At 70.6% G+C, this 6,416-nt stretch carries 8 protein-coding genes and 1 pseudogene; 8 read left to right on the top strand and 1 reads right to left on the bottom strand.

Going from position 1 to position 6,416, the window contains the following annotated elements; translation table 11 throughout:
- The first annotated feature begins 15 nt into the window (after positions 1 to 15).
- The 3 genes from OO62_RS14125 (at position 16) to OO62_RS37880 (ending at position 1,645) form a co-directional block, all read left to right on the top strand.
- On the top strand, positions 16 to 846 hold the full coding sequence (locus OO62_RS14125; RefSeq protein ID WP_033267677.1) for an NAD(P)H-binding protein: 831 nt from the start codon (positions 16 to 18) through the stop codon (positions 844 to 846).
- A gap of 439 nt (positions 847 to 1,285) precedes the next feature.
- Positions 1,286 to 1,435, top strand: coding sequence for a hypothetical protein (locus OO62_RS39585; RefSeq protein ID WP_157850146.1), 150 nt, complete (start codon positions 1,286 to 1,288; stop codon positions 1,433 to 1,435).
- A gap of 6 nt (positions 1,436 to 1,441) precedes the next feature.
- Positions 1,442 to 1,645 (top strand): YciI family protein, encoded by a 204-nt coding sequence (locus OO62_RS37880; protein WP_051733148.1) that lies wholly within the window; start codon positions 1,442 to 1,444, stop codon positions 1,643 to 1,645.
- Between the two features lie 315 nt (positions 1,646 to 1,960).
- Here OO62_RS37880 and OO62_RS14135 read toward each other — a convergent pair whose 3' ends face one another.
- Positions 1,961 to 2,323 (bottom strand): RNA polymerase sigma factor, encoded by a 363-nt coding sequence (locus OO62_RS14135; RefSeq protein ID WP_033267678.1) that lies wholly within the window; start codon positions 2,321 to 2,323, stop codon positions 1,961 to 1,963.
- 110 nt (positions 2,324 to 2,433) lie between these two features.
- Here OO62_RS14135 and OO62_RS14140 point away from each other — a divergent pair, with 110 nt between their 5' ends.
- From OO62_RS14140 to OO62_RS40585, 5 genes and pseudogenes are all read left to right on the top strand, one after another.
- Positions 2,434 to 3,951, top strand: coding sequence for a hypothetical protein (locus OO62_RS14140; RefSeq protein WP_033267679.1), 1,518 nt, complete (start codon positions 2,434 to 2,436; stop codon positions 3,949 to 3,951).
- Between the two features lie 143 nt (positions 3,952 to 4,094).
- Entirely contained in the window at positions 4,095 to 4,769 is a 675-nt protein-coding gene (locus OO62_RS14145; protein ID WP_241691881.1) for a DUF4328 domain-containing protein, read from the top strand.
- 30 nt (positions 4,770 to 4,799) lie between these two features.
- Positions 4,800 to 5,312, top strand: coding sequence for a RipA family octameric membrane protein (locus OO62_RS14150; protein WP_033267680.1), 513 nt, complete (start codon positions 4,800 to 4,802; stop codon positions 5,310 to 5,312).
- 91 nt (positions 5,313 to 5,403) lie between these two features.
- Entirely contained in the window at positions 5,404 to 5,898 is a 495-nt protein-coding gene (locus tag OO62_RS14155; protein WP_033267681.1) for a hypothetical protein, read from the top strand.
- Positions 5,899 to 6,245: 347 nt separating this feature from the next.
- Positions 6,246 to 6,416: pseudogene (locus OO62_RS40585) on the top strand (aminoglycoside phosphotransferase family protein); the annotation flags it as partial.

The raw sequence follows: 6,416 nt of genomic DNA on the forward strand, positions 1-6,416 counted from the left end.
GGTTGTCTGGACGGCATGAAGGCCATCCTCGTTCTCGGCGGCACCGGCAAGACCGGCAGCCGCATCGCCCGGCGCCTCAAGTCCGCCGGCCTGCCGGTGCGGACGGCGTCCCGCACCGGCGGCGACGTCCACTTCGACCTGGACAACCCGGCGAGCTGGACGCCCGCGCTCGACGGTGTCACCGCCGCCTACCTGGTGGAGCCGAGCCTGTCGGCGAGCACGGACCACCAGGCGCGCATTCCCCGGTTGGTGCCCGAGGCGGTCGCCGCGGGCGTACGCCGCTTGGTGCTGCTGTCCGCTCCACGCGCCGGCGAAGACGGCCATCCCCTACATGCCGCCGAGCAGGCCGTGCGCGGCTCCGGCGTCGACTGGACCATCCTGCGCCCGCAGTGGTTCGCGCAGAACTTCAGCGAGGGCCCCTGGCGGCCCGGGATCCTCGCCGGAACCCTGGCCCTGCCCACCGGTGACGGGCGCACGCCGTTCGTCGACGCGGAGGACATCGCCGAGGTCGCTGTGGCGGCGCTGACCGAAGACCGCCACAGCGGACGGGTCTACGACCTGACCGGCCCACGGGCCATCAGCTTCGGTGAGGCGGCCGGCCTCATCGCCCGGGCCACCGGTCGCACGATCCGTCACGTCGACGTCGACCCGGCGGCCTTCATCGAGCGACAGGTCGCCGCCGGCGCCGCACCCGACGTCGCCCGACTGCTCACGGAACTCCTGGTGTCCCTCGCCAACGGCTCGGGCGCCGCGCTCTCCGACGGCGTGGAACGAGCCCTGGGTCGGCCACCCAGAGCCTTCGAAACCTTCGTCACCGAGACCGCCACCGCGGGCCACTGGAACTGACGAGCCCCGTACATGCCGGGCGACTTGAACTTCCTCCTCACCACGGATCGCGGACCTCCGGGCCGGATCGCGGACCTCCGGGCCGGATCGAAAAGCTCCTTCGAGATAAGTGCCGTGTTTTCGATGTGGCGCACGGGGCACACGCAAGACAGTCCCCGGCTGGTCTCCCCCGTCCAGCCGGGGACTGTCGTTCACAGACACTGGCGCCGCCCCATCTTTCCTCTCGCCACGATGCCACGCTGGTCGTGGCGGGCACCGACCCTCCCCACGGCGGCGCCCTGATCCACCACGACATCCCCCGAACGCCACCGCCCGCTACGCACAGCAGGCCCCACACAGCGCCGCCGGCGATGTCGAATCCCAGCCACCGGCCCCGACGTAAAGGCGGATGACGTCTGTAGGAGGCGTCCGCGACGTCAGGAGCGCAGGTGTGAAGTACATGCTGATACAGCCCATGGCCCCCGCCGCGTGGGACACCGAGGCAGACGCCGCGCGCGAGGAGTTCGTGCAACAACACCGGCGCCTTTCCCCGAACCGTCGCCGAAGCCGGCGAAACATCGCCGCCCACACCCTCGCCCACGTCGCCTAAAGCACCGTGTTCCGCGTCCTCGACGGCGCCGTATCCCTGCGCGATGGACCCCTGCTGACCTCCCCGCTCCAGCTCTCCGGCCTCTACCTCATCGACTGCGAAACCGTCGAACGCGCCCAGGAGCTGGCCGCCCTCCTGCCCGAAGCCCGCATGCCGGGCCTGGGCATCGAGGTGCGGCCGATCATGCTGCCGTCCGGCGTCGAGATGTAAACCGGAGGGCGCACCTGCGCGCAGCGGCGCGCGCCCACCGCAGATCGAACCTGGCATAGCCCTCGCGGCCGACGCGGGGCCCCGCTCAAGGCCCCGCGTCGTTCCTCAGCGTCGGCAGCGCGAGGACCGCGAGCGCCTACCAGGGCCGCGCTCCGGTGTGGGTGGGGCTTGTTTCCGCCGCAGTGACGGACATGTCGTGCGTCCTCTCGCTCGTCCGAATGTCGTTCATGACACCGTCGGAACGGGAAGCGCATTCTTGCGCCGCTCGCGGAGCTTTTTCCCCGGCCGCCGCCGCAGCCGGCCGCTCAGCCCTCGTTACCGCTCAGGCGGTCCGCGCGGGACTCCAAAAAACGCCGCTCCGGCAGACTGGCCGTGCCGGGCCGCCTCCCGGTAGCTCTCACAGGCCGCACGCCGCTCGCCCGCCATCTCCAGCAGATGGCCGCGCACCGCATGCAACCGGTGGTGGTCGGCCACCCGGTCGTCCTCCTCAAGAGGCCGCAGCAGCTCCAGACCGGCCCGCGGACCGTGGGCCGTGGCCGCCGCCACCGCATGATTCAGCGTCACCATCGGATTGGGCGAGACCTGTTCCAAAAGACAGTAGAGGATGACGATCTGCCGCCAGTCGGTCTCCTCCGCGCTCGGCGCCTCGGCGTGCACCGCGGCGATGGCCGCCTGCAACGCTGGTGGTTGTGACCTGAACTGGCCACGGTCCGTGGGGCGAGGTGGTAGTACGGGACGCGGTCAGCGCCGGGTGGCGGTGCCCGGGCGAGGTGAGGGGGTGGGCTGAGGTGTCCTCGCGCTTACGGGCGTTCGCACGGCTGATCACGGCGGTCGCGATCGTCACGGCCTATGTCGCGCTGCACCTGGCGATCACCGCAGGCATGGACCTGCGGGCCTGCGACCGCTTCCGCGACGCCCCGGCACGGGCCGCCGCGTTCACCGCCGCGATGGACCGCTATGCCGCCGGGGACGTGTCCGCGCGCGCCGAGATCCGCGCGGGCAACACGTGGTTCAAGGAGAACGCCCCGTCGGGAGCGAGCCGCTCCGCGGTCTTCTCCACCACCGGTGACGTCGAGAAGGGCCGGGTTTCCCTCGCCCGCGAGCGGGCTGACGGGCTGGCGGCGGATGTCGAACGGGACCGGGCGCGGCTCGACCGGAAACTCGGCTCGTCGCGCGCGACCGCGCTGTACTGGGCGGTGCCCCCTGTGGTGCTGCTCGGGCCGGCGCTGTGGCTGCGACGGCGGCGTCGGTTGGACACCGCGGAGATCATCAGGGTGGTCAGCCGGTTCGCCCCGCGTCAGCGGTGGTGGCGACGTCCGGTGTTCCTGCTGGCCAGCGCCGCCGGATACGTGCTGCTCGCGGGGGGCGCCATCGTTGTGGGCACGGCGCAGCGGGAGGGCTACACCATGCCACCGATGACCATGATGGGGTCACTGGTCGGCGGCCTGGCCGCGGTGGGGGCCGGGCTCCTGAGCCTGCGCTACACCCGCCCGCGCTCGGCGCGCGGCGCGGCTCGGGCCCTACTGGCCGACGGCCGCAAACCCGTGCTCTATCTGCGCAGCTTCGCCGACGACGACACCGCGGCCCAGGTCGACGACTCGGCGGGGTTCGTCAGCGTCCACTCGCGGGAGGAGCAGTTCACGGGGGCGTTGGGCGCCGTCGGACCCGTGATCGCGGTGGGCAGACCCGGAGAGCCGCTGCCGCGGCTGGGCGCGGCGCGGTTCTACCTGCCGCTCGACGACTGGCAGCCGACGGTTCTGCGGCTGATGGAGTTGTCCCAACTCATCGTGCTGCGCCTGGGTTTGGGCGAGGGGCTGTGGTGGGAGGTCCAGCAGGCCCGCGCCACCCAGCCCGCGCGCAAGCTCGTCCTGCTGGCGCCGGGCGGGGTGCCGGAGCTGGTCCAGCGGCTGGAGCGGCACCTCTCGGCCCCGTCGCGGCTGGCCGAGGTGGTGGGGAGCGATCCCTGGACCGGTGCCGTCATCACCTTCGACCCCGAGTGGACACCTCAGGTGCACCCGGCGGAGCCTGTGCCCCGTGCCGAGCTCCCACGGGGCGCGCTGGTGCACCGCGGGGCCCGTGCCGTGAAGACCGGTCTGGGGTTCATGGCCATGTTCACGCCCACGCACCACCTGGCCCGCACCATCAAGGACGCCCTGGCGTCCGTCGGGGTCCGCAAACGGACGATGGCCTGGCGGGCCACCTTCGTCGCGCAGATGTCGATGTGGAAGGGATTCGCCTTGGTCACGGTTCTCGTCCTGCTGGGCTGGCTTGTGGACCGGGTGCTGCAACTCCTCGGCATCGGGTAGTGCCGTTCCGTTACGGCCGTCCCGCATGACATCCCGAGAAACCGGGGACACAACAGGGCAACGGCCAATCGCATCCAGGCCCGCCGCAGTCCGCGGCGGGTCGACGATCTTCGGGGGAGATCATGGACGGTGCACAGCAAGGCATGCCGGCGAACGCGAGCCCACTCGCCGCGGCGCGGTCCAGGGCGGTGACCGGGGTGGCCACCGCCGTGACGGTACTGATCTCGGTGGCGCTCGTATATGAGGTGTTGGTCACGGTGGCCAACTGGCGCATCTACTTTCTCGTCCACGACTACCTGGCCGGGAGGGCGACGGCCACGGACCTGCTGGCCGCGGACTCCGATGCCCTCGCGAAGCTGGGGTCGTTCTGGGTGTCGGTGCTGGTATGGGTCGTGGCCGGCATCGTGTGGCTCGTCTGGCTGTGGCGGGCCCGGCTCAACTCGGAGCTGATGAGCGGTGCTGCCGCGCACCGCCGGGCCCGGGGCTGGGTGCTGGGCTGCTGGATGACCCCGGTGGCCAACCTGTGGATCCCTTACCAGGTCGTCTCGGATGTCTGGCGGGCCAGCGCCCCCCGGCGGCCCGTCCCGGTCACCTTGATCAGCGCCTGGTGGGCACTGTTCGCGGTCGCCAACGTCGTCATCAGGCCGATCCAGTGGCGCGCGGCCTCGCAGTTGGACAGCGAGTCCCAGGTGCTGACCAACGCGAACCTGTCCACGCTGCTCACGGCGCTCTACGTGGCGGCCGGTCTGCTGCTCGTCCTCATCGTCAGGCGCGTCACCGCGTGGCAGACCGGCGGGCACGTCGGGAACGCGGTGTGAGGCCTCGCAACGATAGGCGGAGATGCCATCTTGGCCGGAACCAGTGATTCGCTGTGGAACGAGGACATCGACGCGGCGAACTTCCGCGACTCGGCCGCGACGTATCACGCCGCGGTCTTCGAGCAGTACAAGCTGTGCGTGGAGATGGCCGACCGGGTCAGCGCCCGGCGCAACCTCGCCAACACCTTCTTCCTGACCCTCCACAGCACGCTGCTCGTCTTCCTCAGCACCTGGCTGTCCCAGGAGCATCACCGTGGGACTCCGGTCGCACTCGCGCTCGCGGCCCTGTTGGTCCTGCTGGGCATGTGCGCCACATGGTGGATCACCGTTCGTTCCTACCAGCAGTTGAACAGAGGCAAGTTCGAGGTGATCGGAGCATTCGAGGAGCGCCTGCCGGCCCGAGCCTTCGTGGCCGCCGAATGGCGCGCTCTCGGCGAGGGGCGGGACTGGCGCGTCTATCTCCCGCTCAACCGTGTCGAACGCTGGATCCCTCTCCTCTTCGCCGTGGCTTATCTTCTGGGCTTCGCCGCCGTCGTGCTGTGACGGCGGCGGCACCCGCTACCGGCCGCTCTCCCCGCCACCGGAGCGGGTTAGGGTGAAGGGCAAATCGCCTCGGCCGGAAGCGGGTTGTCACATGGTCACCATCGCCGTCACCGGTCACATGGACCTGGCCGACGAGGCAATCGGTCGGATCCGCGCAGACCTCCGTGAGCTACTTGCCGACCTGCCTGCCGACGCCGCGCTGGTGGGGCGCTCGTGCTTGGCCCGCGGTGCCGACACGCTCTTCGCTGAGGAGATCCTCTCGCTCGGCGGCCGACTGTCGGCGATCATCCCGTCCCGGGACTACCGGGAAGCGGTGGTCCGCCCCGCTGACCTCGCCGAGTTCGACGCGCTACGCGACGCAGCCGCCGAGGTGGTGGTTCTGCCGTACGAGCACGCGGGCCGCGCCGCCTACGAAGCGGCCAACCGCCGCCTTCTCCAGGACGCGGACCGCCTCGTCGCCATTTGGGACGGCAGCGCCCCCACAGGTCGTGGCGGCGGTACGGCAGACACCGTGGCCGCGGCCCGCCTGGCCGGGTTGGCCGTCGACGTCGTGTGGCCGCTCGGTGCGTTCAGGTCCGGCACCTGACACTGTGCCCGGTTCCGGGCCGCCAGCAGTACGACACGGCGTTGGTCACCGCCGGCTGACATCCTGTCTGGTCGAGCGCGGCGGTGAGCGGCGCGGGGGGCCTCCGGGCACTCCTCCTGGCCGTCGTCGTCATCGTCCAACGGTCGTGACGGCTCTATGTGATGAATGCCAGAGCCCGCTGAAACGGGGACTTTCCAAGCGTGGCGGAGCACGCGTTGCTGTGCTCACGGCTCGATGCGAGTGCCCGAAGGGTGCCTGCGGTAGCTGCGAGAGAAGCAAAGCAGCGTTGCCCTCGTCTCCAAAGAAAGCGATTGCGGGTGCTGACGTCCGGGTGATGAGGTGGCACGGTGACCAACCACGATGAGGCGTCGGCTGTCCGACCGTTGACCCTGGCTTGGGTGAGCCGACACCTGGAGGTCGGCGAACGGATCGTCAAAACCGAGGCGCTGCACGGCGGCATCACTGCCGAAATACGGCGGCTGACCATCGGCGCGCCGGACGGAAGCACCCGTGACCTG

The sequence above is a fragment of the Streptomyces lydicus genome (genome assembly GCF_000717345.1).
Classification (GTDB): domain Bacteria; phylum Actinomycetota; class Actinomycetes; order Streptomycetales; family Streptomycetaceae; genus Streptomyces; species Streptomyces lydicus.